At 72.0% G+C, this 24,377-nt stretch carries 29 protein-coding genes; 13 read left to right on the top strand and 16 right to left on the bottom strand.

What is annotated here, in order from left to right:
* Positions 1–180: 180 nt before the first annotated feature.
* The 4 genes from phnE to CSX12_RS15370 are packed head-to-tail and all read left to right on the top strand — an operon-like array spanning position 181 to position 4,737.
* Positions 181–1,800 carry a phosphonate ABC transporter, permease protein PhnE gene (gene phnE / locus CSX12_RS15385; RefSeq protein WP_241160482.1) on the top strand — a complete coding sequence of 540 codons (1,620 nt, stop codon included), beginning with the start codon at positions 181–183 and terminating at the stop codon, positions 1,798–1,800.
* Entirely contained in the window at positions 1,797–2,933 is a 1,137-nt protein-coding gene (locus CSX12_RS15380; RefSeq protein ID WP_124896354.1) for a TIGR03364 family FAD-dependent oxidoreductase, read from the top strand. The genes phnE and CSX12_RS15380 overlap by 4 nt, the downstream gene beginning before the upstream one ends.
* On the top strand, positions 2,930–3,637 hold the full coding sequence (locus CSX12_RS15375) for a phosphonatase-like hydrolase (protein WP_124896353.1): 708 nt from the start codon (positions 2,930–2,932) through the stop codon (positions 3,635–3,637). Before CSX12_RS15380 ends, CSX12_RS15375 begins: the two co-directional genes overlap by 4 nt.
* An 11-nt stretch (positions 3,638–3,648) precedes the next feature.
* Entirely contained in the window at positions 3,649–4,737 is a 1,089-nt protein-coding gene (locus tag CSX12_RS15370; RefSeq protein ID WP_124896352.1) for an alcohol dehydrogenase catalytic domain-containing protein, read from the top strand.
* Here CSX12_RS15370 and CSX12_RS15365 read toward each other — a convergent pair.
* Together CSX12_RS15365 and CSX12_RS15360 are read right to left on the bottom strand one after the other, a co-directional pair.
* Positions 4,731–5,258: a CinA family protein gene (locus tag CSX12_RS15365; RefSeq protein WP_124896351.1), complete on the bottom strand. Its 528-nt coding sequence runs from the start codon at positions 5,256–5,258 to the stop codon at positions 4,731–4,733. The genes CSX12_RS15370 and CSX12_RS15365 overlap by 7 nt on opposite strands.
* Entirely contained in the window at positions 5,255–5,668 is a 414-nt protein-coding gene (locus tag CSX12_RS15360; RefSeq protein ID WP_017201687.1) for a CBS domain-containing protein, read from the bottom strand. Before CSX12_RS15360 ends, CSX12_RS15365 begins: the two co-directional genes overlap by 4 nt.
* Before the next feature lie 321 nt (positions 5,669–5,989).
* On the opposite strand from CSX12_RS15360, the gene CSX12_RS15355 reads away from it, so the two are divergent.
* A complete protein-coding gene (locus CSX12_RS15355) occupies positions 5,990–6,667 on the top strand; it encodes a DUF6766 family protein (RefSeq protein WP_017201686.1) in 678 nt (225 codons plus the stop codon).
* On the opposite strand, the gene CSX12_RS15350 is transcribed toward CSX12_RS15355, so the two are convergent.
* Both CSX12_RS15350 and CSX12_RS15345 read right to left on the bottom strand, forming a co-directional pair.
* Positions 6,640–7,143 carry an FHA domain-containing protein gene (locus tag CSX12_RS15350; RefSeq protein ID WP_017201685.1) on the bottom strand — a complete coding sequence of 168 codons (504 nt, stop codon included), beginning with the start codon at positions 7,141–7,143 and terminating at the stop codon, positions 6,640–6,642. The two genes, CSX12_RS15355 and CSX12_RS15350, sit on opposite strands and share 28 nt — an antisense overlap.
* Positions 7,144–7,213: 70 nt before the next feature.
* The gene (locus CSX12_RS15345; RefSeq protein WP_017201684.1) at positions 7,214–7,570 is read right to left on the bottom strand and encodes a hypothetical protein; all 357 of its coding nucleotides are present in this window, start codon (positions 7,568–7,570) and stop codon (positions 7,214–7,216) included.
* 81 nt (positions 7,571–7,651) lie between these two features.
* On the opposite strand from CSX12_RS15345, the gene CSX12_RS15340 reads away from it, so the two are divergent.
* Complete coding sequence (locus CSX12_RS15340; RefSeq protein ID WP_241160481.1) at positions 7,652–8,038, top strand: ATP-dependent DNA ligase; 387 nt, start codon at positions 7,652–7,654, stop codon at positions 8,036–8,038.
* Here the strand turns inward: CSX12_RS15340 and CSX12_RS15335 are convergent.
* Both CSX12_RS15335 and CSX12_RS15330 read right to left on the bottom strand, forming a co-directional pair.
* Complete coding sequence (locus tag CSX12_RS15335) at positions 7,992–8,750, bottom strand: 5'/3'-nucleotidase SurE (protein ID WP_124896350.1); 759 nt, start codon at positions 8,748–8,750, stop codon at positions 7,992–7,994. The genes CSX12_RS15340 and CSX12_RS15335 overlap by 47 nt on opposite strands.
* Entirely contained in the window at positions 8,747–9,781 is a 1,035-nt protein-coding gene (locus CSX12_RS15330; RefSeq protein WP_124896349.1) for a PfkB family carbohydrate kinase, read from the bottom strand. Before CSX12_RS15330 ends, CSX12_RS15335 begins: the two co-directional genes overlap by 4 nt.
* Positions 9,782–9,973: 192 nt before the next feature.
* Here CSX12_RS15330 and CSX12_RS15325 point away from each other — a divergent pair, with 192 nt between their 5' ends.
* Positions 9,974–10,894 carry an SDR family oxidoreductase gene (locus tag CSX12_RS15325; protein WP_017201680.1) on the top strand — a complete coding sequence of 307 codons (921 nt, stop codon included), beginning with the start codon at positions 9,974–9,976 and terminating at the stop codon, positions 10,892–10,894.
* A 49-nt stretch (positions 10,895–10,943) separates the two neighbouring features.
* Complete coding sequence (locus CSX12_RS15320) at positions 10,944–11,858, top strand: EamA family transporter (RefSeq protein ID WP_017201679.1); 915 nt, start codon at positions 10,944–10,946, stop codon at positions 11,856–11,858.
* Between the two features lie 51 nt (positions 11,859–11,909).
* On the opposite strand, the gene yidC is transcribed toward CSX12_RS15320, so the two are convergent.
* Positions 11,910–12,674, bottom strand: coding sequence for a membrane protein insertase YidC (gene yidC, locus CSX12_RS15315; RefSeq protein ID WP_124896348.1), 765 nt, complete (start codon positions 12,672–12,674; stop codon positions 11,910–11,912).
* A 63-nt stretch (positions 12,675–12,737) separates the two neighbouring features.
* Positions 12,738–13,010 (bottom strand): DUF6412 domain-containing protein, encoded by a 273-nt coding sequence (locus CSX12_RS15310; RefSeq protein WP_017201676.1) that lies wholly within the window; start codon positions 13,008–13,010, stop codon positions 12,738–12,740.
* Positions 13,011–13,105: 95 nt separating this feature from the next.
* Between CSX12_RS15310 and CSX12_RS15305 the strand changes: the two genes are divergently transcribed.
* Positions 13,106–14,149, top strand: coding sequence for a nitronate monooxygenase (locus CSX12_RS15305; protein ID WP_124896347.1), 1,044 nt, complete (start codon positions 13,106–13,108; stop codon positions 14,147–14,149).
* Positions 14,150–14,158: 9 nt separating this feature from the next.
* On the opposite strand, the gene purU is transcribed toward CSX12_RS15305, so the two are convergent.
* Entirely contained in the window at positions 14,159–15,010 is an 852-nt protein-coding gene (purU, locus tag CSX12_RS15300; protein ID WP_124896346.1) for a formyltetrahydrofolate deformylase, read from the bottom strand.
* 85 nt (positions 15,011–15,095) lie between these two features.
* Between purU and CSX12_RS15295 the strand changes: the two genes are divergently transcribed.
* Together CSX12_RS15295 and CSX12_RS15290 are read left to right on the top strand one after the other, a co-directional pair.
* On the top strand, positions 15,096–16,310 hold the full coding sequence (locus CSX12_RS15295) for a cation:proton antiporter (protein WP_124896345.1): 1,215 nt from the start codon (positions 15,096–15,098) through the stop codon (positions 16,308–16,310).
* Positions 16,307–16,777 carry a glutaminase gene (locus CSX12_RS15290; RefSeq protein ID WP_124896344.1) on the top strand — a complete coding sequence of 157 codons (471 nt, stop codon included), beginning with the start codon at positions 16,307–16,309 and terminating at the stop codon, positions 16,775–16,777. The genes CSX12_RS15295 and CSX12_RS15290 overlap by 4 nt, the downstream gene beginning before the upstream one ends.
* On the opposite strand, the gene CSX12_RS15285 is transcribed toward CSX12_RS15290, so the two are convergent.
* From CSX12_RS15285 to CSX12_RS15270, 4 genes are all read right to left on the bottom strand, one after another.
* On the bottom strand, positions 16,729–17,496 hold the full coding sequence (locus CSX12_RS15285; RefSeq protein WP_124896343.1) for a GMP synthase: 768 nt from the start codon (positions 17,494–17,496) through the stop codon (positions 16,729–16,731). The genes CSX12_RS15290 and CSX12_RS15285 overlap by 49 nt on opposite strands.
* A 40-nt stretch (positions 17,497–17,536) precedes the next feature.
* Positions 17,537–18,226 carry a substrate-binding domain-containing protein gene (locus CSX12_RS15280; RefSeq protein WP_124896342.1) on the bottom strand — a complete coding sequence of 230 codons (690 nt, stop codon included), beginning with the start codon at positions 18,224–18,226 and terminating at the stop codon, positions 17,537–17,539.
* Between the two features lie 61 nt (positions 18,227–18,287).
* On the bottom strand, positions 18,288–18,611 hold the full coding sequence (locus CSX12_RS15275) for a hypothetical protein (RefSeq protein ID WP_124896341.1): 324 nt from the start codon (positions 18,609–18,611) through the stop codon (positions 18,288–18,290).
* Entirely contained in the window at positions 18,608–20,173 is a 1,566-nt protein-coding gene (locus CSX12_RS15270; RefSeq protein WP_124896340.1) for a PspC domain-containing protein, read from the bottom strand. The genes CSX12_RS15275 and CSX12_RS15270 overlap by 4 nt, the downstream gene beginning before the upstream one ends.
* Positions 20,174–20,287: 114 nt before the next feature.
* On the opposite strand from CSX12_RS15270, the gene CSX12_RS15265 reads away from it, so the two are divergent.
* Entirely contained in the window at positions 20,288–21,535 is a 1,248-nt protein-coding gene (locus tag CSX12_RS15265) for an ATP-binding protein (RefSeq protein WP_241160480.1), read from the top strand.
* Positions 21,528–22,187 carry a response regulator transcription factor gene (locus CSX12_RS15260; RefSeq protein ID WP_124896339.1) on the top strand — a complete coding sequence of 220 codons (660 nt, stop codon included), beginning with the start codon at positions 21,528–21,530 and terminating at the stop codon, positions 22,185–22,187. Before CSX12_RS15265 ends, CSX12_RS15260 begins: the two co-directional genes overlap by 8 nt.
* An 18-nt stretch (positions 22,188–22,205) precedes the next feature.
* Here the strand turns inward: CSX12_RS15260 and CSX12_RS15255 are convergent, their stop codons facing one another.
* The 3 genes from CSX12_RS15255 to CSX12_RS15245 all read right to left on the bottom strand — a co-directional run bounded on the left by CSX12_RS15255 (position 22,206) and on the right by CSX12_RS15245 (position 24,377).
* On the bottom strand, positions 22,206–22,613 hold the full coding sequence (locus tag CSX12_RS15255; RefSeq protein ID WP_017201665.1) for a DapH/DapD/GlmU-related protein: 408 nt from the start codon (positions 22,611–22,613) through the stop codon (positions 22,206–22,208).
* Between the two features lie 80 nt (positions 22,614–22,693).
* Positions 22,694–23,467: a DNA-formamidopyrimidine glycosylase family protein gene (locus tag CSX12_RS15250; RefSeq protein WP_124896338.1), complete on the bottom strand. Its 774-nt coding sequence runs from the start codon at positions 23,465–23,467 to the stop codon at positions 22,694–22,696.
* Complete coding sequence (locus CSX12_RS15245) at positions 23,460–24,377, bottom strand: EI24 domain-containing protein (protein WP_124896337.1); 918 nt, start codon at positions 24,375–24,377, stop codon at positions 23,460–23,462. The genes CSX12_RS15250 and CSX12_RS15245 overlap by 8 nt, the downstream gene beginning before the upstream one ends.

The following is a 24,377-nucleotide window of genomic DNA, read 5'->3' as shown; positions in this document are numbered from 1 at the left end:
GGCGCTTCGACAGGCTCAGCGACCCACTCGCGGGGTGGCTCAGCGACCCACTCGGGGGGTGGCTCAGCGACCCAGGGTGGTGGCTCAGCGAGCAAGCCGGGTGGGGGCGGCGCGGGCGTTGCGGAGCGCGCGCCCAAGCGACCGGTTTCGCCCGAGCGCATCGCGGCCTCGCTCACGCTGGTGGCGCTCGTCGTGCTCGGCATCGTTGCGGTGCGCGACGTCGACATCTCCATCCCGGCGATGGTGCAGAGCTGGGGCAACGCGGAGAACTTCATGGCGCGCGTGGGGGGACTGTCGTTCCCCGAGCCGGGCGACCTCGTCTGGCTGATCGCGCTCACCGTCGGGCTCGTCCTCGTCGGCACGCTGCTCGCGGCGGTGCTGTCGGTGCCGATCGCCTACCTCGCCGCGTCCAACACGACACCGGGGAACGGCTGGCGTGCCGCGGCGCGGTTCATCGGCGTCCTCACCCGTGCGCTGCCCGACGTCGTCCTCGCGATGGCGTTCGTGCTGATGTTCTCGCTCGGCACGCTGCCGGGCATCCTCGCCATCGGCATCCACTCGATCGGAATGATCTCGAAGATGTTCGCCGACGCGATCGAGCAGATCGACGAAGGGCCGCGCCTCGCCATCCGAGCCGCCGGAGGATCGAGGATGCAGGAGTTCGCGTCCGGCATCCTCCCGCAGGTGCTCCCCAGCTGGGTGGCCACCGTGCTGCACCGCAACGACATCAACCTCCGCGGCAGCGTCGTGCTCGGCTACGTCGGCGTCGCCGGTCTCGGTCTCGAGATGTCGTACGCGTTCAAGGCGCTCAATTACGGCAAGGGCCTCGGGATCGCCCTCGTCATCTTCATCCTCTGCATCGTGATGGAGATCGTCTCCAGCATGGTGCGCGGCGCGATGCTCGGCGAGCAGCAGCAGACCCGCTCGTGGATCGATCGCCTCCTGCATCCGCGCCTCGGCGCGCGCACCGCCCCGACGTCGACCGCGCGTCCCGCGTGGGCGTTCAGCCCACGGACGGCGGTGCGTCGCCCCTGGACCGGGCCGCGCGTGCGCCACACGCTCGCCGGTGTCATCGCCGTACTCGTGGTGATCGGCAGCGTCGTCGTCAGCCAGATCAACTGGATGGACCTCTTCACGTTCTGGGCCAAGCTGCCCGAGGTCGCCGCGCGGTTCTGGCCGCCGTCGTTCGGGAACTACGACGCCAGTGCCATGGTCGAGGCGATGCGCGAGACCGTCGCGATCGCGCTCGCCGCCACCGTGCTCACGCTGCTCCCTTCGCTCCTGCTCGGATCCCTCGCCGCCCGCAACGTCGCTCCGAGCTCGGGAGCCCGTGGCACAGCGCGGCTGCTGCTCGTCGGCATCCGCGGCATCCCGGAGCTGATCCTCGCGATCGTGCTCGTCGTCATCACCGGGCTCGGCGCCCAGGCGGGCGTGATCGCGCTCGCGATCGGCGGCATCGGGCTGCTCGGCAAGCTCATCGCCGACTCCTTCGAAGAGGTGGACCGCGGACCGGAACGGGCCCTCCGCGCGGTCGGCGCGACCCGGCTGCAGACCTACACGGCCGCCACGGTGCCGCAGAGGATGCAGGCGCTCATCGGCCACAGCTTCTACATGCTCGACACGAACATCCGCGCGGCGACGATCCTCGGCATCGTCGGCGGAGGCGGCGTCGGGTACTACCTGCTCAACGCCAGCCAGGGCTCGCGCTACGAGACCGTGACGGCGATCGTGCTGATGATCCTCGCCACCGTGCTCGTGGTCGAAGGACTCGCGATGTGGATGCGGAAGGTGTTCCGATGACCGGTCCTGTCGACACGGCCGATGTGGTCGTGGTGGGCTCCGGCATCGTCGGACTCGGCGCGGCCTACGCGGCCGTCCGTCGCGGGCTGCGCGTGATCGTCGTCGATCGCACGGACGCTCCGGTGGGCGCGACGATCCGCAACTTCGGCCACCTGTGCATCGGAGCGCAGGGCGGGGAGGCACGACGCTACGCCGATCTCTCGCGCGAGCTGTGGCTGCGGCTCTCGCGCGACGCGGGATTCTGGCTCCGGGAGTCGGGCACCCTGGTCGCCGCGCGCCATGACGACGAGCTCGCGGTGCTGGAGGCCGCCGCCCGCGAGGGCGGGATCCGGATGCTGGACGCCGCCGAGCTGCTCCGCCTGGCGCCGCTGCGCGCCGGGGGCCTGGTCGGCGGGGCGCACATCGAGAGCGACCTGCAGACCGATCCGCGCACCGCCGCCACCGCGATCGTCCGACACCTCACGGCGCTGGGCGTCGAGTTCCGCTTCCGCACCGCCGTCACCGCGGTGGGAGCCGGCCGGGTCGAGACGACCCGCGGATCGATCGACGGCGGAGAGGTCGTGGTCGCCGTCAATCACGACATCGACCAGCTTCTGCCCGACGTCGCCGAGCGACACGGCATCGCCCGCTGCGCGCTGGACATGGTGCGCGCCGCGGTGTCGTTCCCGCAGCCGCTCGCCGCGCCGCTGCTCACCGGCTGGTCCCTCGTGCGCTACGGGCGCTTCGCCGGTTCGGCCGAAGCCTCGGCGCTCCGCGAGCGCCTGCACACCGAGCGCCCGGACCTCGCCGCCCTCGACCTCAACCAGATGTACACGCAGCTCCCCGACGGCACGCTCATCATCGGGGACTCCCATGCGACCTCGGCCGCACCGGCACCGTTCCAGCCCGAGGCGGCCTTCGCCGCGTTCCTCGCCGAGGCGGAGGCGCTGTTCGACGCGCCGCCGCCGCGGGTGATCGAGCGCTGGCAGGGCGTCTACGCCAAGGGGCCGCAGGAGTTCCTGATCGAGCGCGGCGACGACGGCGTGCTCGTGCTCGCCGCGACGACCGGCATCGGGATGACGACGGGTCTGGGCCTGGCCGAAGACAATCTCACCGCCGCCTTCGGGTGGGCAGCAATGGAAGGAACACCATGACCACTCCTCTCGAACTCGTCGTGCTCGACATGGCAGGGACGACCGTCCGCGATGACGGCGTCGTGGAACAGGCGTTCCAGCGGGCGGCCGAGCGCACCGGCGTCGCGGACCGGATGCCGTGGGACGAAGCGCTCGACCACGTGCGCGTGACCATGGGGCAGTCGAAGATCGACGTCTTCACGCACCTCGCGGGAGGAGACCGCGAGGCGGCGGCCCGCGCGACCGCCGCATTCGAGGATGCGTACGCCGAGATCGTGGCCGAGCAGGGCGTCTCGGAGATCCCCGGCGCGGCCGACGCGATCCAGGGACTCAAGGACGCGGGCCTCGCGGTGGTGCTCACGACCGGGTTCGCCCCGGTGACGCGGGATGCGCTGATCGCCGGCCTCGGCTGGCAGGAGCTCATCGACCTCGCGCTGTCGCCCGTGGACGCGGGGCGCGGTCGCCCGGCGCCCGACCTCGTGCTCACCGCACTGCTGCGCACGCGGACGTCGTCGGTCGCCGCGGTGGCCGTCGCGGGAGACACCGTCAGCGACGTCGAGTCGGGGCGCCGGGCCGGTGCCGGTTTCGTCGCCGGTGTGCTCACGGGTGCGCACGACAGGGCAGCGCTGAGCACGGCAGGCGCTCACGCGGTGCTCGGCGACGTCACCGCGCTGCGCGGTGCGCTCGCCCAGCGTGCGCTCCTCCCGCTCGTCGCGGCCTCCTGAGGACTCGGCCCATGGGAACGCTCCTGATCCGCCCGCCCGGTCACCGGAGGGACGTCGCGCTGCGCCCTTCGGCGACTGCGATGGTGTGGATCGGCGAGGGCCATCCGCACGAGACCATCGCGGTGCCCGGCGTCTCCCTCGCCGACGGCGACGTGCTGGTCGCTGTCGAGATGTCCACCATCTGCGGATCCGACGTCCACACCGTGCAGGGACGCCGCACCGCGCCCGTCCCGCTCGTCCTGGGACACGAGAGCGTCGGCCGGGTGATCGCGACCGGCGACGCCGGGGCGTGTGCCGTCGACGGCTCCCCGCTGCGGATCGGCGACCGCGTGGTGTGGTCGGTGACGATCTCCTGCCGGGCGTGCGACCGCTGTCTCCACGGCATGCCGCAGAAGTGCCGCACCCTGGGCAAGTACGGCCACGATCGCGTCGGCGCGCACGGCGACCTCACGGGCGCCTTCGGCAGCCATGTGCAGCTGCGCGAGGGCACCGCGATCGTGCGCGTCCCCGAGGCGCTGCCCGCGGCCGTGCTCGCGCCGGCCTCGTGCGCCACGGCGACCGCGTGGGCGGCCGTGGCGCGGGCCGCGCGCGACCGCGACCTCGACGGCGCCGCCGTGCGCATCCACGGGGCGGGGCTGGTGGGACTGTCCGCCGCGGCCATCGCAGCCGAGCAGGGAGCGACCGTCGAGGTGCTCGACCCCGACCGCGAGAGACGCGCGCTCGCCGCACGCTTCGGAGCCGGCACCCTCGACCGCGATCCCGATGTCGTCATCGAGGCCTCCGGGCACGCGGTCGGTGACGCGCTGGCCGGCGTGGCCGTCGGGGGCACGGTCGTCCTCGTGGGCAGCGTCTTCCCGGCCGACCCGGTCCCGTTCGACGCCGAGAGCATCGTGCGGCGCCTGGTGACGGTCACCGGCGTCCACAACTACACGGGCGCCGAACTCGCCGAGGCCGTCGCGTTCCTCAGCGGCCGCGGTCGGGCCTACCCGTTCGCGGACGCGGTCGGATCGGTGCGCTCACTGCTCGACATCGATACCGCGCTGGTCGAAGCGGCAGCCCCCGGGGCCCCGCTGCGGGTCGGACTGGTCCCCGGTCACTGAGACGCTGCGTCCTCCGACTGCTCCGCTCCGCGGCGCGGTCCCGCCGGACGCAGCCCCTCCGCGTGGAAGGCGAGCAGTCGGACGGCCGCCTCGACGCTCGCGTCCAGCACCTCCTCCGGGCCTCCGGTGAGCGCCAGCCGACGGTGCCCGGCGCCCTCGGCCGTCGCCCAGCCGAGGTACACCGTCCCCGGGGGATGACCGCCCTGCGGGTCGGGACCGCCGACGCCCGTGGTGGACACGGCGATGTCGGCGTCGAACAGCCGCAGGGCGCCGGTGGCGAGCTGCTCGGCGCACTCCGCCGAGGTGGGATCGGTGCCCGGCGTCAGGCCGAGGACGCGCTCCTTCACCTCGGTGAAGTAGGCGACGATCCCTCCGGCGAACCACTCGGAGGCGTTCTCCCCCGCGCCGACCGTGCTCGCGAGGCCTCCGGAGGTCAGCGATTCCGCCACGCACATGCGCAGTCCGCGGTCGCGGGCGAGTTCGCTCAGGCGCTCGAGGTCGGTGTCTTCGCTCGCGCTCACTTGGAGATCTCCTCCACGGTCTTCCCTGTCGTCGCCGCGGACAGCGAGCGGGCGATGTCGGCCTGGCTGATGATTCCGACGAGTCGGTGGTCGGCGATGACGGGGAGCCGGCGGACCTGGTTCTCCTGCATCAGGCCGAGCGCGACCCGCACGTCATCGTCGGCGCCAACCGTGATGGGGGTTCCCTGCGCCAGCGCCGAGGTGGGGGTGGTCTCCGGATCCAGCCCTCGGGCGATCGCGTTCACCACGATGTCGCGGTCGGTGAGCATGCCCTTGAGCCTGCTGTCCTCGCCGCAGATGGGCAGGGCGCCGACGTCCAGGTCCGCCATGAGCGACGCCGCGATGCTCAGGGAGTCGTTCACCCCGATGCACCGAGGACTCGTGGTCATGATGTCGCGCGTCGTTGTCATCGTCTTCCCCTGTCGTCCCTGCTCTCGTGCGCGGTGTCGTGGGACGACGATATTCGCCGCTCCGGGAGGCGAGCAGGGGGATTGACAAACCCTGCCGTCAAGCCCCTCGCGGCTCGTCCGCGTTCGCACCATGATCCTGAGCGGATGGACGCCGCGAGCACCCGGAGGTCGGGCGCGCTCGGTCGCACGGGACAGGAGGGAGACGGTCATGGCACAAGGGGGAGAGACCGCGGGAATGCGGGTCATGTTCTGGGTCTGGGCGGGGATCCTCGCGGTCGGCCTCGCCGTCATGATCGCGATCCCCCTCCTGGGACGCTGATCATGCGCGATCGCATCCGCGACAACGGACTCAGCCTGTTCTTCCTGGCGATCTTCGTGCTGGCCCTGGTCGGCCAGTCGATCGCCGGCTACCAGATGAACAACGAGGAACTCCTCGATCACGGGCGCCCGCCGATCGATTTCTGGTCGTTCGTCTGGTCATCCGATTTCCTGGTGGATGTGGCGGAGAACTGGCAGTCGGAGTTCCTGCAGTTCTTCCTGTTCATCGCCGCGACCATCTGGTTCATCCAGCGGGGCTCCCCGGAGTCGAAGAAGCCGGGGGATGAGGGACCGGGCAGCGACGCCGACCAACTCGTCGGCCGGCACGCTCGTCCGGACTCCCCGCTGTGGGCGCGCATCGGAGGATGGCGGAGCGCCCTCTACGGCAACTCGCTCCTGATCGTGATGGGCACGGTGTTCCTGCTGTCGTGGCTCGCGCAGTCGCTCGGCGGCCTCGTCGTCATGAACGAGGAGAACGCGATGCACGCCGCGCCCGCTCTCACCTGGCTCGAGTACATCGGCTCAGCCGACTTCTGGAACCGCACACTGCAGAACTGGCAGTCCGAGTTCCTCGCGGTCGGCACGATGGTCGCCTTCTCCATCTACCTCCGCCAGCGCGGCTCATCCGAGTCGAAACCGGTGGGCGCGCCCCATCACGAATCGTCGGTCGAATCCGACTGAGCAGCGGCGTCGTCGGCGTAGTCGGGGCGCGGCGGCTGCAGGGGCTGGTCGGAGAACTCGCCACCGAGGCGGCCGCCATAGGGGCGCCCGTGGTCGGCGAACTCGTCGCGGGCGAACACGAACTCCCACGGACCCGCGGTGAAGCGCGATCCGGTGCGCAGCGTCTCGGTGCGCTCGCCGGGATGCGTGGCGTCGGCGCCGGGGTTCGAGTTCATCTCACCCTCGCCGTGCAGGGTCACCACGTACTCGTCACGCTCGTCATGGACGATCTCGGCGTGCACCGGGTCGATCCCGGCGATGCGCAGTTCGTTGCCCTCGGCGGACCCGATGCGGACCGACTCGGTCTCGATCGCGAACTCGGTGCGGTCCTCGCCGTTCGTGATGCGCAGCCGGGGGTTGCCCGCACCGTACTCGGCGTGCGTGGTTCCCGGCGTGTAGCCCTCGTCGGGGCGGTCGTCGATGTTTCGTTCGGTCATGGCAGTGCCCTCCTCGGCGTCGGGGTTCCCACTCTAGAGGCGGCCCCGAGGGGCCCCGAGGGGGTTGACTTCAGGCGCCCGTGCCGTCCTGCTCCGTGCTGTGCCCCTCGTGGTACTCGCCGCTGCCGATCATGTCGGCGGTGAGCAGCGTGATGCCGCCGCTGGAGTTCGCGGAGTTGGCCATCGCGTTGATCCACTCCGGCCGCAGCTCCGGCACGACCGGGTCCTCGAACACGAAGCGGAGCGGGATCGAGGGATGCAGCCAGATCGTGGACCGACCGACCGGGTCTCCCTCCGGGTGTCGCCAGGATAAAGTGAAACTCTCGTTCCTCCGCAGCTTGGTCGCGATGACCACCTTGAGGTGGGCCAGAGTCAGATCCTCGATCTGGATCGGGTTCTCCGAATTGTGGTAGTAGAGCATGCCCATGGGCCTACGCTACGCACAGAGGGACGATTCCGACAGACCGCGTCGGAGTGGTGCAGGACTGAACAAGGAGACACTTTCGCGATGGGCAAGTTCATCTACGAGGGCGGCGTGAAGACCGAGATCGAGGACCGCGCTCTCACGCACCTCCAGCTCGTGATCACCGCGAAGCTGCGACGTGGAGAGCCGTTCCCGTTCAGCTGGCGCGAGGACGCGAGCGTCGGGGGCGGGCGCACCACCGTCTGGATCCAGCCGGGCAGCTCGCTCGTGTTCAAGTACTTCGGCAGCCGCCAGCCCTCGATCAACCGCGCCTGGATCGAGGCTCTCGCGTTCACCGCCAACGCGCCCAGCGGCCTCTACGTCGTGCCGGAGCCGGCGGAGGCGGGGAGGAGCCGGGCGGAGACGTCCCGGTCACCCCGCCGCTCTAGTCCGCGTCCGCGGTCTCCCCGACCGGGAACGGGCGCGCCGTGATCGAGTCGATGCCGGTCACCGTGACCCAGCCCTCGGCGAGGAGAGCCGCGTCGCTGCCCGCCTCCGGAGTGTTCGGGAGCTCCTCGACCGCGAGCCGGATGTAGTGCTCCTCGGCTTCGGCCATCGTGGTCTGGACGATCCCGAACGGAGCCAGGGTCGCCTCCCTGATGCCTCGCACCACGGCGACGTTGGGGACGTTCACGTTGATCACCGTGCCCTCCGCCGATTCCCGGAGCGCCGGCAGCAGGCGCATCGCGGCCTCAGCCGCGGCGTCCCACTCGAAGACCTCGGGGTGCATGCCCACGTCGAGCGACACCGCCATCCCGCGTGCGCCGTTGAGACCACCCGTCAGGGCGGCGCCCACGGTGCCCGAATGCAGGATCGCGCGCCCGACGTTCGCGCCGTGGTTCACGCCGGAGAGGACGAGATCCACTGCGCCCCCGAACGCACCGCGGGCGGCGATGAGCGCGATCAGCCCGGGGCCGCCGTGCACGGCGTAGGCCGCCACGTCCTCCAGACCAGGCAGCGTCCGGGTGTCGACGGCCACCCGGCCGCCCTCCTCCGCCGCGATGATCGAGGCGCTCGCCCCGCTCGACTGCCGCACCGGGGCGGCGATCACGATGTCGAGGCCGGCGGCGACGGCGGATCGAGCCAGAGCGGCGAGCCCGGGGGCGTCGATGCCGTCGTCGTTCGTGATGAGTGCGCGCGTCATCGGGTCTCCTCCTCGTCTGCCGGTTCCTTCTCGGTCGGCACCTCGTCCGCCGGTTCGGCGAGCGCGGCCAGGCCGTCCGGGCTGACGCGTCCCGCCGGTCGGCTCCCCGCGTCGTCGAGCTCGCGCACGGCGACGCCTTCCCGGAGGCGCAGGATCGCATCGGGGTCGCCGGTGCCCAGACCGTGCCGGGTGACGTTGACCGCGCCCGCCGCTGCGCCGAGAGTGATGGCCTCGCGGGCCGTGTCGCCCCGGGCCAGGCCCGCCACGACGCCGGCCGTCAGCGAGTCGCCCGCCCCGCGGTGCTCCTTCTCCTCGAGCCGGGGAAGGGAGACCTCGACCAGTCCCTCGTCGTCGAGCAGGAGCAGGGATTCCCCGGCCCTGGTCACGATCACCGTGCGAGCTCCGCGGTCGCGCAGCTCCCGCATCGCCTGTGCGAGCGCCTCGACCGAGGAGTCGGCGGCCAGGCCGTCGGCGATCAGCTCCTCGTGGCTGACCTTGATGACGTCGGCGTGGCCCTCCAGCACGGCGGCGAGCCGTTCGCCCGACAGATCGGCGACGACGATCCGGTCATCGCCGCGCAGGTCGAGGGCGAGGCGACGGTATATGTCGGCGGGAAGGGCGTCGTCGCCGGCCGGCCCGCTCAGGATGACGACGCGAGAGTCGGTCCCGGTGCGCAGCACGGCTCCGTAGAGGTCGTCGAGCACGTGCCGTCCGAGAGCATCGCCCTCCTCCTCGGCGACGGCGACCCTGCGCCCCTCGCGGCGGTCGTGCACATACGCCGAGCCCCGGCCGTCGCGCTCCACGGCCACGACCGTGAGGCCTTCGTCGTCCTCGAGCAGGTGCCGCAGCACGCGGCCCACCTCGCCGGTCAGCACGCAGCACATGGTCACCGTGACGCCGAGTCGGCGCAGCATCCGCGCCTGCCAGACGCCCTGGCCGCCCGCGTGGACATGGATCTCCGCACCCTGCGGGTGATCCTCCACGGTGACCGTCAGCGTCGGCGACGGTGCGAAGATCGTGACATCGCTCATGGTCTCCTCCTGTCGTCCCCTCCACGCTACGACCGGGCCGCCGGCGTCCGGAGGGGATTGACCCGACGGGGCGGTCTCGCCTACGGGGCTGTCAACCCCCTGCCGACGCTCGACGACGGCGGGCATGCTCTAACACACGCGGCGCATCGGTGCATCCGACCGACGGCGCACACATCGAGACGAGGAGCGGAAATGACGGACACCACCCCCGGCCCCGAGAACACCCAGGCCTCCCCGGACACCTCCGACCCGCGACACGCGCACCGGGAGGACGGCTTCCCCGCGCAGCACCAGGACCAGCCGGGACTGACCGAGCAGACGACGCCGGAGCCCGACCACGGGGAATCCTCGTACGTCGGGCACGGTCGCCTGGAAGGGCGACGGGCGCTCATCACGGGCGGCGACTCCGGCATCGGTAGAGCGGTGGCGATCGCCTTCGCCCGCGAGGGAGCGGATGTCGCGATCGCGCACATGCCGGAGGAGCAGGACGACGCCGAGGACACCCTGGCCCTGGTCCGCGAGGCCGGACGGACGGGCGTGAGCATCGCCGGGGACCTCCGCGAGGAGGCCTTCGCCACGGACGCCGTCTTCGAAGCGCGTCGGGTGCTGGGCGGGCTGGACGTGCTCGTGCTCAACGCCGCCTATCAGCACGACATCGACGGCTTCGAGAACCTCTCGACCGAGAAGATGCGTCGCGTGTTCGACACGAACCTCGCGGGACTGCTGTTCTCGGCGCGGGCGGCGTACCCCGACCTCGAACCGGGTTCGAGCATCATCGTCACCTCGTCCATCCAGTCATCGCAGCCCTCGCCGGGGCTCATCGACTACGCCATGACCAAGGCGGCGCAGATCGCGTTCGTGAAGGCCCTCGCGGAGGAGGCCGGCCCGCGTGGCATCCGGGTCAACGCCGTCGCCCCCGGACCGATCTGGACGCCTCTCATCCCGGCGACCGGGTGGGGACCGGAGCGGCTCGCGACCTTCGGACAGGACACCCCGCTGGGCCGCGCGGGCCAGCCGGCTGAGCTCGCGGGCGCGTACGTCTACCTCGCCTCCGCCGAGTCCTCCTACGTGTCCGGTACGGTGATCGCCGTCACGGGCGGCAAGGCCCTCTGAGCCCCGGCGCGCGCTCCGCCGACCCGGAGCGCGCGCCTAAGCTTGTCTGGTGCACAGACCCGCGGCATCCGGCACCCTCGTCGGGGTGGCGCTCGTCGTCGGATCGTGCCTGTCGCTTCCGTTCGGAGCGGCCGTGGCGGCGCAGCTGTTCCCCGTGCTCGGGCCCTGGGGTGTGACGTCGTTGCGCGTCGCGATCGCGGCCCTGCTGCTCGTGCTGATCGTGCGTCCGCGGCCCCGACGATGGACCCGCCCGCAGTGGGTCGCCGCCGTACTGTTCGGCGTCTCGCTCGCCGCGATGAACGGGTTCTTCTACGCCGCGATCGACCGCATCCCGCTCGGCCCTGCCGTGGCGATCGAGTTCCTCGGCCCGCTCGTGCTCGCCGCCGTGCTCACCCGCCGGCTCGCGGACGCCGCCTGGGTGGGCGTCGCCCTCCTCGGAATGGTCGTCCTCGGCGTCGACGGCCTGATCGGGGCGGAGCCGCTCGACCCCCTCGGGGTGGTCTTCATCCTCGTCGCCGCCGGGTTCTGGGTCATGTACATCCGGATGAGCGCGCGCGTCGGAGCGCTGATCCCCGGCAGCGGCGGCCTGGCGATGGGACTCCTCGTCGCCGCCGTGCTGCTCATCCCGGTCGGGATCCCCGCCGCGGCGACCGTCGCGGCGGATCCGCAGCTCCTGCTCCTCGCGGCGATCACGGCCGTGCTGTCGTCCGTCATCCCCTACAGCTTCGAGCTCGCGGCGCTGCGCCGGCTTCCGCAGCGCGTGTTCGGCGTGCTGCTGAGCCTCGAACCCGCGTTCGCCACCCTCGCCGGGTGGCTCATCCTCGGGCAGGACGCGACCCCGCTGCGGATGCTGGCCGTCGCCCTCGTGATCGCCGCGAGCGTGGGAACCACGCTGGGTGTCCGGCGGGACCGCCGTGACGGTCCCGCCGGACCCTTCACCGCCCCGATCCCGCTCCCCGACTGAACCCTCGCCCTGGGGGCGGCTCCTCGGCGCGCGGATCGAATCGCCCCACGCTCAGACCCGGACCGCGGCGGGCACGGGGAGCGGGTACCGACGTCGCAGGATCACGCGCTGCACGAGCGTCCACACGACCGTCACCGTCAGGTACAGCGCCGCGGCCAGCGGCACGAACGCGGCGAACACCGCCGTGAGGGAGTGCAGGGCCGAGGCCACTCGCAGCATCGCCGGCGAGTTCATCGGAGAGTCGTCGCCCTCCACCGGCACGGGACGGAACACGCGGCGGGTGACCTCGGCCGCGGCGATCATCACGGCCAGCAGCGCGCCGAACACCACGAAGGTGGCCGGCGTCGCCGTGCCGCCGAACAGCGCGGAGACGAGGCTCGTCCCGAGCGGCGCGCCGAACAGGTCGTGCGTGAGCAGCTCGTTGGGATGTCCGGCGATCTCCGGGCGCAGGAACAGCGTGTACAGGATGCCGACCACGGGCGCCTGCGCGAGCACGGGCAGCATCCCCGCGAACGGCGACGTGTTCTCGCTGCGGTACAGCTCGAGCATCTCCTTCTGCAGGCGCTCGGGGTTCTTCTTGTGGCGGCGCTGCAGCTCGCGCAGCCTCGGCGCGAGGCGCGTCCTGGTCTGCTCTGCCCTGGCCTGGGAGATGCCGACCGGGATGAGCAGCGCGCGCACCAGCAGTGTGACGAGGACGACGGCGAGGGCCGCGGCGGATGCGCCGGCCAGGGGAGTGAGGAGGTCGGAGAGGCCGGCGAGCGCGCCGTAGGCGGCGTTCAGGAGCGCGGCGAGAGGAGGGAAGGCGAAGATGTCCAAGAGAGGGTCCGTTCGTAGCGGCGGGAAGGGTCGGCGAAAGCCGCGCGATCCCGTGCGAACGGACTACGCGGCGGTCGCGACTCCCGGGGCTCGCGGACGGGGGTGCCCCGCCGCATCCGGATCGCTCTGCGTGAGGAGCACCCCGACATCGATCGCCCGCAGCGGGTGCGGCGAGTCGGAGGACGACCCCGGGGTCACGCTCAGCACGATGGCGAGCGTGAGGGCCGTGACGGCGAGCAGCGCGATCGCGAGACCGAGCGCTGCGGCGTCGGGCATCGACACCAGGCCGAGCGCGGTCGCGACGAAGCTCAGCATCTGCCCGAACCACTCGCTCATGCGCGCTCCTCCCTGCTGCGAGAGTAGCACCGTGGTCAGGGGAGTCCGCCCGCCCGATCGGCCCTGATGGTACGCCGCGGGCGTAACGTCGAGGCATGAGCGACCTCCGCACCCTGCTCGGGATCGAGCATCCGATCATCCTCGGCCCGTTCGGCGGGCTGTCCTCCATCGCCCTCACCGCGGCGGTGAGCGAGTCGGGCGGGCTCGGCTCCTTCGGGCTGTACGGCTGCGACGGGGACCGCATCCGCGAGATCGGGGCCGAACTGCGCGCCGCGACCGACCGCCCGTTCGCCGTGAACATCTGGCTGCCCCGCGGCGACGAGGTCGCCCCGAACCCGCAGCACTCCGTGTTCGCGCAGGCGCTGCAGCCGTTCTACGAAGCGGTGGGCGTCGGCGTACCCGCGAGACCTGAGCGGTACATCCCTCCGCTCGACGAGCAGCTCGACGCGATCTGGGAGGTCGTCCCCGCGGTGCTCAGCGTCGTGTTCGGCGTGCCCTCCGCCGAGGTGGTGGACGAGGCGCGCCGTCGCGGCATCCGGATCATCGGGACAGCCACCACGGTGGCGGAGGCGATCGCGCTCGCCGAGGCCGGCGTCGATGCGGTCGTCGCGACCGGCGCCGAAGCCGGAGGGCACCGGGTCTCCTTCCTGCGTCCGGCCGAGGAATCGCTGGTCGGCACCTTCGCCCTCATCCCGCAGGTGGCCGATGCGGTCGACGTGCCCGTCATCGCCGCAGGAGGCATCGGCGACCGGCGAGGAGTGTCCGCCGCGTTCGCCCTGGGAGCATCCGGAGTGCAGGTCGGGACGGCCTTCCTCGCCGCCGCGGAATCCGCTGCGAACGACGCGCACCGTGAGGCGATCCGGTCGACCGCCGCCGACGAGACCGTGCTCACACGCGCCCTGAGCGGACGCCTGGCCCGCGGCGCACGCAACCGCGTCGTCCGGGCGATCGAGGCGAGCGGCACGATCGCGCCGTTCCCGATGCAGAACTGGCTCACCGGACGCTTCCGCACCCCCGCGGGGCAGCAGAACCTCGGGGAGCTGCAGTCGCTGTGGATGGGACAGGCCGCCCCGCTCGCCCGCCACGACACCGCCGCCGAGGTCTTCGCCGAGCTCTCCCGCGGCCTCCCGCACCCCTGACCGGCGGGGCTAGAGGATGACCGTGGAGCGGCCGTGCACGATGACGCGGTCCTCGGCGTGCCACTGCACGGCGCGGGCGAGCACCAGGCGTTCGACATCGGCGCCGCGGCTCTGGAGCTCCGCCGCGGATTCGGAGTGGGTCACGCGCGTGACGTCCTGCTCGATGATCGGTCCCTCGTCGAGGTCCGCCGTCGCGTAGTGGGCGGTCGCGCCGATGAGCTTGACGCCGCGATCCTTGGCACGCGCGTAGGGGTTCGCGCCGATGAAGGCCGGCAGGAACGAGTGGTGGATGTTGATCACGGGCGCCTCGAGGCGGGTGATGAAGTCGTCCGTGAGGATCTGCATGTAGCGGGCGAGCACGACCAGGTCGACGTTGCCGCGCAGCAGCTCGAGCTGACGCTCCTCCATGACGGCCTTGTCGCCGGAGGGGATGTGCACGAACGGCACACCGAATCCGCGGACGGCGTCGGCTAGGTCGGGGTGGTTGGAGACGACCATGGTGATGTCGATGTCGAGCTGTCCGCGCTGGGTGCGCCACAGCAGCTCCATCAGGCAGTGGTCGTACTTCGACACGAAGATCGCGACGCGCTTGCGGCGGGCGACGTCGTGCAGCGACCACTCCATGCCGAAGCGCTCGGCGACCGCCGCGATGTCGGCCTCCAGCGCGGGGCGTGCGGCCGCCAGCCCGTCGAGGTGGATCACGGTGCGCTGGAAGAAGCGACCGCCCTCGGAGTCGGTCGAGTGCTGGTCGAGCGAGATGATGTTCGCACCGTGCTGGGCGAGCACTCCGGCCACGGCGGCGACGATGCCGGGCTGATCGTCGCAGGCGATCAGCAGGCGGGCGGTATCGGGCTGGGACATGGGTGCTCCTCCAGGGTGTGCATCGATTCTGCCGTGGATGCGGCGGACGGGCGAATCGCGGGCGCCGAGTCGCTACCCTGAGACGGTGGAAGCGAGCGACCTCGGACTGGTGCTGATCCCGCTGCTGGCGGTCGCGGCCCCTCTGCTCGCGCGCGGGGTCCGCCCGGTGGTGCGGGTGCCGATCGTCGTGTTCGAGCTGGTGCTCGGGATCCTCGTCGGGCCGGCGGTGCTCGGCTGGGTCGAGCCGGGCCCGCTGCTGGAGAAGCTGAGCGACTTCGGACTGGCACTGCTGTTCTTCGTCGCCGGCACCGAGATCGACTTCCGGCAGGTGTCGGGAAAGCCCCTCGCCCGCGCATCGCTGGGCTGGCTGCTGAGCGTCCTGCTGGGCATCGGGCTCGGCTTCTTCTTCGCACCAGGCGAGGGGATGGTCGTGATCGGGATCGCGCTCAGCTCCACCGCGCTGGGCACCCTGATGCCGATCCTGCGCGACGCGCGGGAGCTGGACACGCCCTTCGGCCGAGCGATCAGCACGATCGGGGCGGTGGGGGAGTTCCTGCCTCTGATCGCGATCTCGATCTTCCTCAGCACGCGGACCACGCCGATCGCCACGGTCGTCCTGCTGACCTTCGTGGTCCTGGCCGGGCTCGCGATCCTGCTCGCGCACCGCGTGCCGCACGGCCGGCTGCATCGGATCGTCCAGGCGACGCTGCACACCTCCGACCAGTTCGGGGTGCGCTTCGTGATCCTCTTGATCGCCGCGCTCGTTGGCCTGAGCGTGATGCTCGACCTCGACATGCTGCTGGGCGCCTTCGTCGCCGGGGCGATCTGGCGCATCATCATGGCCCGTGCGCCGCAGAAGGACGCGGAGGAGGTCGCGAGCAAGATCGAGGCGATCGCGTTCGGCTTCCTCGTGCCGATCTTCTTCCTGTACACGGGCGTCACCTTCGACCTGCAGGCGCTCCTGGCGTCGCCGGTGGCGATGGCGCTGGTGCCGGTCTTCCTGATCGCGCTGCTGGTGATCCGCGGCTCCGCGGCGCAGCTGTCCGCACCCGCCGGGGCGAGCGTCCGCGAGCGGGCGGCGCTGGGGCTGCTCGCTGCGACGGGTCTGCCGATCATCGTGGCCGTCACCGCGATCGGCGTCGATCAGGACATGCTCGACACCGGCACGGCGGCTGCCCTGGTGGGGGCCGGGATGCTGTCGGTGCTGCTGTATCCGCTGATCGGCATGACGCTGCGCGGCGATCGCGCCGAGGTCGCCGGGCCGCGACGGGCGTCCGCATCGACGCAGGGAGAGCTGTGACGACGGCGTCGGCGCTGCTCACCGGCGCCGTCCGGGAACTCGCCGACGCCCCGAAGGAGGGCCTCGGCGAGCAGCGGGACTCGCGCTGGCGCGGCCGCCGCATCGTCCGTGTCGGCGAGGCCTGGCACCTCGGGGTGCTCCTGCTCACTCCGACGCACGCCCTGGCCACGGCGGAGGTGCTGCGCGCCGCCGACCCCGGACGCCGCGGCTACACCGCCGAATCCGCGCGGGAGCGCGCCGAGCGCCGCGCGGAGGCTCTGCGGGGAGGCTTCGACGCCGGCGAGGTGGTGCACGTGGGGTGGAGCGTCATCGATGTGGACGCCGTGGATGCCGGTGGCTCCTCCGGCCCGCTCGCGGTCGTCGACGGTGTGCCGTCCGTGCGCTGGAGCACCGCAGGCGGGTTCATGCCCCTGGAGGCCTACCTGCGCGAGCGCGTGTCGCTGCTGCTCGACTCCGCCGCGGGCTGAGCGCCGGCGAAGGTCTCCGCGAACCGGCGGAGCAGCGCGGCGCCCTCGGTCACGGATGCCGCGAGCACCTGCTGCTGCACCGCGTCGAACTCGTCCGGGTCGAAGTAGCCGGTGGTGCGGTAGAACGTCATCCGGTCGGCGAAGTCCCGGGGCGTGGGCTCAGGGTGGAACTGCGCGGCGTACAGGTGGGTCCCCACGCGGTAGGCCTGCACGGGGCAGGCGGTGTTCGTCGCGAGCAGCACCGCGCCGGGCGGGACCGCTGCCGCGCTCTCCTTGTGGGCCGTGAACACCGTCAGCGCCGGGCCGCTGGGGCCGAAGACGGGGTCCGTGGCCGCCGCGGGGGTGACGTCGATGATGGTGGCGCTCGCGGCCTCGGGGGTGTCGGTCACGACCTCGCCGCCGAGCATGCGGGTCACGACGCCGATGCTGAAGCAGGTGAAGAACACCGCCACGTCGCCGGCGATCGCCGCGCGGGCGAGGTCTGCGAGGTCGGCCTCCACGCGCAGCTGCTCGGCGGACTTCACCGCGTCGGACACGTTGAACGGCGAACCGCCGACCACGACACCGCGGTAGCCCTGCAGGCGTGCGACGTCGAGCGGCTCCTCGAGCAGGTTCAGCCGGTCGACCACGTCCGCGCCGAGCGCTCGCCGGAACGAGGCGTGCTCGGCATCCGCCGCCCCGATCTCGGGTCGCACGCAGACGTAGAGAAGCGAGGCCATCAGGAGATTCTAACGAGCGCGACCGCCCTCGCCCGCGCGGTCACCGGGAGGAGTTCGCGGTGCGCCCGCGCACGATGCCCACGAACGTCTCCACATCCGGCGTGGTGCGCTCACGTGGCCAGGCGAGGGCGACGGTCGACACGGGGCCGCCGGCGAGGACGCGGTGGTCGGCATCCTTGCGGTGATGCAACCGGGCGAGGGACATCGGGACGATCACGATCCCGGTCCCCGAGGCGGCCGTCGCGATCGCGTCCTCGGTGGAGAGCGGGGCGAAGCGCGCGGCCGTGGTCCCCGGCAGGTCGAGCGGGCCGAGCACGTCGTCCGTCAGCCCGATCAGCACCTCGCCCTCCAGATCCGCGGCGGTGAGCTCCTCGGCGGCCATCAGATGCGAATCGGCCGCCGCCACGACGACCGGGACCTCGTCGTACAGCGGGATGATGTGGAGGGAGTCGTCGGCGAGCGGCAGTCGCACGAGCGCCGCATCGACCTCGTCGAGGGCGGAGCGCTGCGTCGCGGGATCGACCGGGACGAGATCGAGCGGCACGTGCGGCATCCGCTGCTTCCAGGCGTCGATCCATCGGCCCGGCGTCGCGCCCGGAACCGCACCGAGACGGAAGGTGCGCGGTGCCTCCGGCTCGGGCTGCGGGGCGTCGAACACGACGGAGCCGGTCTTCTTCTTCGGCTTCTGCGGCGGATACCTCTCGGCGGGAGCGGCCTTGTTCCGGCGCACGGGCGATCCCCTGCCTGCACGCTTCGCGGGCCGTCTTCCCTGATTCGCCATGCGATCAAGGCTACTCGGCGAGGGGGACGGAAGCCTCGGGGTGCGTGGCGGTCGCGGATTCCGCGAGCTTCCGCTGCTCCCGGCGCACGAGTCCGGCCGCGCCGCTGACGAGCAGCAGCACGCCGACGCTCAGCAGCACGATCGTCACGACGGTCGCGGGTGTCAGCCCCAACAGCCCGTCCGCGACGGCCTCACGCCGTTCGGTGTCGGAGAGGATCCAGAGGGCCGTGCCGGCGACGGCGGCGAACAGGAGCCCCCAGATGATGGCGGCCCAGCGGGTGCGGGGCGGGGTGATCGTCTCGGTGGCGGTCTCGGTGATCGTCGGAGTGCTCATCGCAGCTCCTCCTTCTCGGTCTCGTAGATGGTGACGGAGATCGTCCCGCTGCCCTGGTCGATCGTGACGGGCTGCACCGTCGCGGGAGAGCCGCCCTCCGCGGCGATCCGCTTCCGGACGACCGTCCCGCCCCCGGTCTCGGCGGGCGACCAGATGCCGTAATCGCGGATCTCGCCGGTCTCGGGATCCGTGAGGTTCCAGGTGACGATGGTCGTGCGCACGGTGGCGCGCAGATCGAGCTCGACGCCCGGCAGCACGGCGATGAAGGTGTTGCCTGAGCCCTTGTCGATGACGATCGGCCGCGGGTCGCCCTCATACGGGTTGAGGGTGAGGTACGCGTCTCCGAAGGGCTGGCGGACGTGCGCCGGGGTCTCGTTCCCCATCACGACGGAGTTCGCCAGGGTGAGCCCGGGGAAGGCCGCGAACCCTCCGGCCACGAGCCCTCCGATCAACGTGACCACCGTGACGAAGGCCAGATACCCGCTCCGTCGACGGAACGCCCCGGCGACGATCATCCCCAGCGCGAGGATCAGGGCGGCGGAGAACAGACCCAGGGCTCCGCCGAGCGTGTCGCCCCCGGTGGCGAGACCGACGGCGGACCCCGTGATGATCGCGAGCCCGAGGAACGTGGCCACGAAGGCGAATCCTGCGCGCGGGTTCGACGCTCGGCGGATGCGTCGGCGCTCGGCCGCTTCGGCGGCGAAGACGGCGGCTTCGGCCTGACGCTCGCGGCGCAGCTGTTCCCGCGCGGCGCGCTCCGCGTCCTGCTGCTGACGCCGCCACGCCTGATCCTGCTCCTTCCAGGCGGCGTGCTGGGCGCGCCAGGCTTCGAGTGCCGCAGGGTCCTGCGACCCGGGCGGCAGCGGTGCGGGCGGGGCCGGGGGAAGGAAGGCGGTCTCGGCCTCGGGCGAGACGGCGGTCTCGTCGGGGAGCGCGGCGTCGGGGAGAGTGGCGTCCGCCCTCTCGACGCCCGAATCGTCGAGAGGGGCGGACGCGGCCGGGGCCGCCTGATCTGCGGAAGCCATCGGCAGATCCGGCGCGGAAGCACCCGGCGTGCGGCTGGCAGCACGCACGATCAGGAAGAGCAGGGAGGCGACGAGCACGAGTCCGACGATCCAGCCGAGCAGCGCCAGGCTCGACCACCCGTCGTAGCCGAGGCCGAAGAGACGCCCGGTGAGCGGAGCGGTCGGGAACAGGCCGATCACGGCCATCGCGAGGATGCCCCACTGCACCGGCTGGTAGTCGCGCCGCAGCAGGTCGCGGAGGTGGACCCGTCCGTCGAGATCCGGGAGCAGGGCCCAGGCCGCGGCGTAGAGGAAGATGACGGGCAGTCCGAAGAGCGCGGCGACGACGAGCACGCCGCGCACGATCAGGGGGTCGATGCGCAGACGCGCGGCGATGCCGGCGGCCACGCCGCCCAGCCACCCCTCGGAACGGGCGACGCCGAGGCCGGCGACCCAGAGGAGGAAGCGATCCGCGCCGCGCGGGATGGGCCGCCCCGTGGTGCCGGGAGCCGCGTCGGCATGATCGGCGGGTGGCGGGGGCGCAGTGGGAATCGTCATGCTTCGATCCTGGCCGTCGCCCTCGGTGCGCTGCCATGGGGGAAACCCCTGAGCGCCCCCTGATTCCGGGCAGGGGAGCACCCGGAGCGGACGTGCGGATGATTGGATGGCGACATGTCCTCTTCGGTGCACGCTCCGGCGCGACCTCCGCGCGTGGCAGCGCCCCCGCGCCCGCCGCTGACCCGCGATCGGGCGTGCCTGGTCGCCGGGGTCGCTGCGGGGCTCGCCCGTCACCTCGACGCCCCGGTGTGGATGGTGCGGGCGCTGTTCCTCGCTCTGACGCTGTGCGGGGGAGCCGGCGTGCTCCTGTATGCGTGGTGCTGGGCCTTCATGCCCTGGACGGACGGGGAGTCGGCTCCGACACGACGGATGCCGGTCGCGTGGCTGCTTCTGGTGCCCGCCGCGGTCGGGACACTGGTCGTGCTGGTGTGGCGCGGCGGCAGCGACTGGCTGAGCGGCACGATCCCCGCAGGACCCGCCGCCGTGGTCGTGGGCGGCACGGTCGCCTTCGCGACAGGCGCCGGTCTCTGGGCGACGCTCATCGATCGCACCGACACCGCACGCGGTCCGCGGCACACCCTCACGGTCCGCATCCTCGCGGTCGGGCTGCTCGCCCTGCTGTTCGCGGTGCTGCTGTCGTGGCCCGTCGCCGGTTCCGGTGTGGCGCTCGTGCTGGTTCCGCTGGTCGGACTCGCTGCCGTCCTGGCGTCGACGCTGATCCCGCGCTGGCGCGAACTGTCCGGAGAGAGGATCCGCCGTATCCGCGAGGAGCAGCGCAGCCAGATGGCCGCCCACCTGCACGACTCGGTGCTGCAGACCCTGGCGCTGATCCAGAACAGGGCCGGCGCCTCCAGCGAGGCCGCGCGACTGGCCAGAGCGCAGGAGCGCGAGCTGCGCGCGTGGCTCTACGACGGCGATGCTCCCGCCGACAGCGACCTGCCGACGGATCTGCGCGACTACGCCGGGTCGCTGGAGCTCGACTATCCGGTGCGGATCGACGTGGTCTCGGCCGGACTCTCCGCCGAGCGCGCCAGCGGCGAGCTCGCGGCGGCGGCGCGCGAGGCGATCCTGAACGCGGCACGGCACGCGGGTGGCGAGATCTCCGTCTACATCGAGGGCAGCGCCGCCGGGGTGGACGTGTTCATCCGCGACCGCGGCGCCGGGTTCGAGCTCGACGACGTGCCGAGCGACCGTCTCGGGGTGCGGGAGTCGATCATCGGACGCATGCGGCGCGCCGGCGGCACCGGCTCCGTCCGCAGCGACGAGCACGGCACCGAGGTGCATCTGAGCATCACGACGGGAACGCCGCACGACAGGCCTGCATCGCGGCCGACCAGTGTGCGGGAGGAGAGTCGTGGCTGACAGCATCCGGGTCGTGATCGTCGACGACCACTCCATCTTCCGCTCGGGGCTGCGCGCCGACCTCGATGCGAGCGTCGACGTGGTGGGCGAGGCGGCGGACGTGCCGTCGGCGATCGCCGTGATCGGCGAGACGCAGCCGGACGTCGTGCTGCTGGACGTGCACCTGCCCGGCGGCAACGGCGACGACGCTGCGGGCGGGGAGAGCGTGATCCGCGGCTGTCAGCCCTCGGCGACGCGGTTCCTCGCGCTGAGCGTGTCGGACGCCGCGGCGGATGTCGTCCGGGTCATCCGCGCCGGCGCGCGGGGCTACATCACGAAGGGCTCGTCGGGCGCCGAGGTGAGCAGAGCTGTGCACGCCGTCGCCGACGGAGACGCCGTCTTCTCGCCGCGGCTCGCCGGTTTCGTGCTCGACGCGTTCGGAGCCGTCGCGGGCGAAACCGCGACCGCCACCGACGAGCTCGATCGTCTGTCCGCGCGCGAGCAGGAGGTCATGCGCCTCATCGCTCGCGGTTATGCGTACAAGGAGGTCGCTGCGGAGCTTTTCATCTCGATCAAGACGGTCGAGACGCACGTGTCGTCCGTCCTGCGCAAGCTGCAGCTGTCCTCACGCCATGAGCTCACGGCGTGGGCCTCGGAGCGGCGACTGCTCTAGCCCTTCGAGGGGCGGACGTCAGGCCGCGAGCCAAAGGCCCTTCTGGTTGGTCGCGACCGTGAGTCCCGCGGCGACGGTCTCGTCGTCGCCGATCCGTGCGCCACGGACGATGCGCGCTCCCGCCCCGATGTCGGTGCGGACTCCGACGTAGGCGTGGTCTCCGACGGCGGCACCCTGGCCGATGTGCGCGTGGGCGTCGACGAACGCGCCCTCGCCGACCACGGCGTCCTCGTCGATCCACGCGCCGCGTGCGATGGTCGCACCGGCGCCGACGCGCGCGCCCGGTTCGATATAGGCACCCGCCTCGATGTGCGCCTTCGGGTGCACCTTCGCGCCATGCGCGACGAGACCCCGGCCGTTCGCGTGCTTGCGGTACCGCAGCGTCGCGCCCTGGTCGTTCTCGATGTCGACGTAGTTCTTGCCCACGATTCCTCCCGTGTTCCGGAGTTCTCCGGATATATCAACAACCATGGGAGGGGGAGATTCATTCCCTCGGATGAATGCGGTCAGCGCTGGCAGACCGGACACCAGAACGTGATGCGCTCGCGCGTCGGATCGGCGCCCTGCTCTCCGCGGCGGATGAGCGTGCCGCAGCGGCGGCAGGGGCGCCCGGCGCGACCGTACACCCAGGTGCCCTGACCAGGGCGGTCGACGCCGGTGAAGGTGCGGTGACGGCGGTCGCGGTTGGCGCGGATCGTGCGGACACCGAGATCGAGCAGGGCGGCCACGTCGACCTGTGGCGCCGGCGTGGTGGGCAGGATCCCGCGGAGGAACAAGAGCTCAGCCGCATACTCGTTGCCGAAGCCGGCCACGTTGCGCTGGTCCAGGAGGGCGACGTGGATGCTGCGGGTGTCGGCGCTGACGCGTCGCGCCGCCTCCGCGGGATCCCAGTCCGCCGCGAGCGGGTCAGGGCCGAGGTATCCGACGAGCTGGTCCTCCTCCCGGGTGGGGACGACCTCGACCTCGGCGATGTCGACGCCGACCGCCTCCCGGTCGGCCGTGCCGACGATGGCACGGACCTTGAACGCGGGGTGCTTCCATCTCTCACCTGCGCGGTAGACGAACCACGCCCCGTCCATGCGCAGATGCGAATGAACGGTGCTCTCGCCGATCCGCATCAGCAGGTGCTTGCCGCGCGGGATGACTCCGTGCACGGTCTGCCCGGTCAGATCGAGTGTCGCGAAACGGGGCACCCGCAGATCGAAGCGGGTGACCTCGGCGCCCGTCAGAGCCTCGTCGAGCCGCCGTGCGGTGCGGAAGACGGTATCGCCCTCAGGCACCGGCGCCGCCCCGCTGGGTCCCTGAGCCGCCTACCTGGGTCCCTGAGCCGCCTGCCTGGGTCCCTGAGCCGCCGACCTGGGCCCCTGAGCTTGTCGAAGGGCCGCCACGTTGGGTCCCTGAGCTTGTCGAAGGGCCGCCTACCTGGGTCCCTGAGCCGCCTACCTGGGTCCCTGAGCTTGTCGAAGGGCCGAGCATGTGGCGAGCGAGCATTGTGCTGCCCGCGACGGCGACGGGCATGATCACGACCGCCCCGCCGGGGATCAGGAAGCACAGCTGCGTCGCGACGCCGAAGCCGAGCACCCGGGCGCGATTCCCCGCGAACAGGGCGGCGCGGTCGGCCGGGCTGAGGTCGCGGGCGTCGAAGGCGCGACCGGTGAGCTCGCGCGCCAGCAGTCGACCGGTGAGCACGACACCGGCGATCGGCCCGAGGAAGCCGCCCACGGCCGGGATGAGTCCGACCAGCAGCACCACGACCGCGATCAGCAGACCCTGCAGCACCAGCCGCAGGCCCTCGCCCAGCGTCGTCCAGAAGCTGCCGCCGTCGCCGGAGGGCGGGTCGCCGAGGTCGACTTCGATCGCATGCCAGATGCGCTGGTAGAACGGGTCGCCGATGGTGAGGGTCAGCGCGCTGAAGACGACCGCCGCGAGGGCCAGGGCGGCGGCCACGACCACGAAGCCGACGGCCGCGCGCAGCAGCCCGCGCCACGGCTCGATCCACCCCTCGGCGAAGGGGGTGAGCCAGGCCGAGACCGACGGCATCCCCCACACCAGCGGCACGATCGCGGCGGCCAGCACGAGGAACGCGATGATCGCGGGGATGAGTCCGAGCGCCATGAGCCCGGGGCGCGTGCGCCACAGGCCGAATCCGCGCAGCAGGGTGCGGACGCCGGCCGCGAACTCTCGGATCAT

The sequence above is a fragment of the Microbacterium sp. Y-01 genome (genome assembly GCF_003856715.1).
In the GTDB taxonomy this organism is placed as follows: domain Bacteria; phylum Actinomycetota; class Actinomycetes; order Actinomycetales; family Microbacteriaceae; genus Microbacterium; species Microbacterium algeriense.
This window is presented reverse-complemented; position numbering and strand designations above follow the sequence as displayed.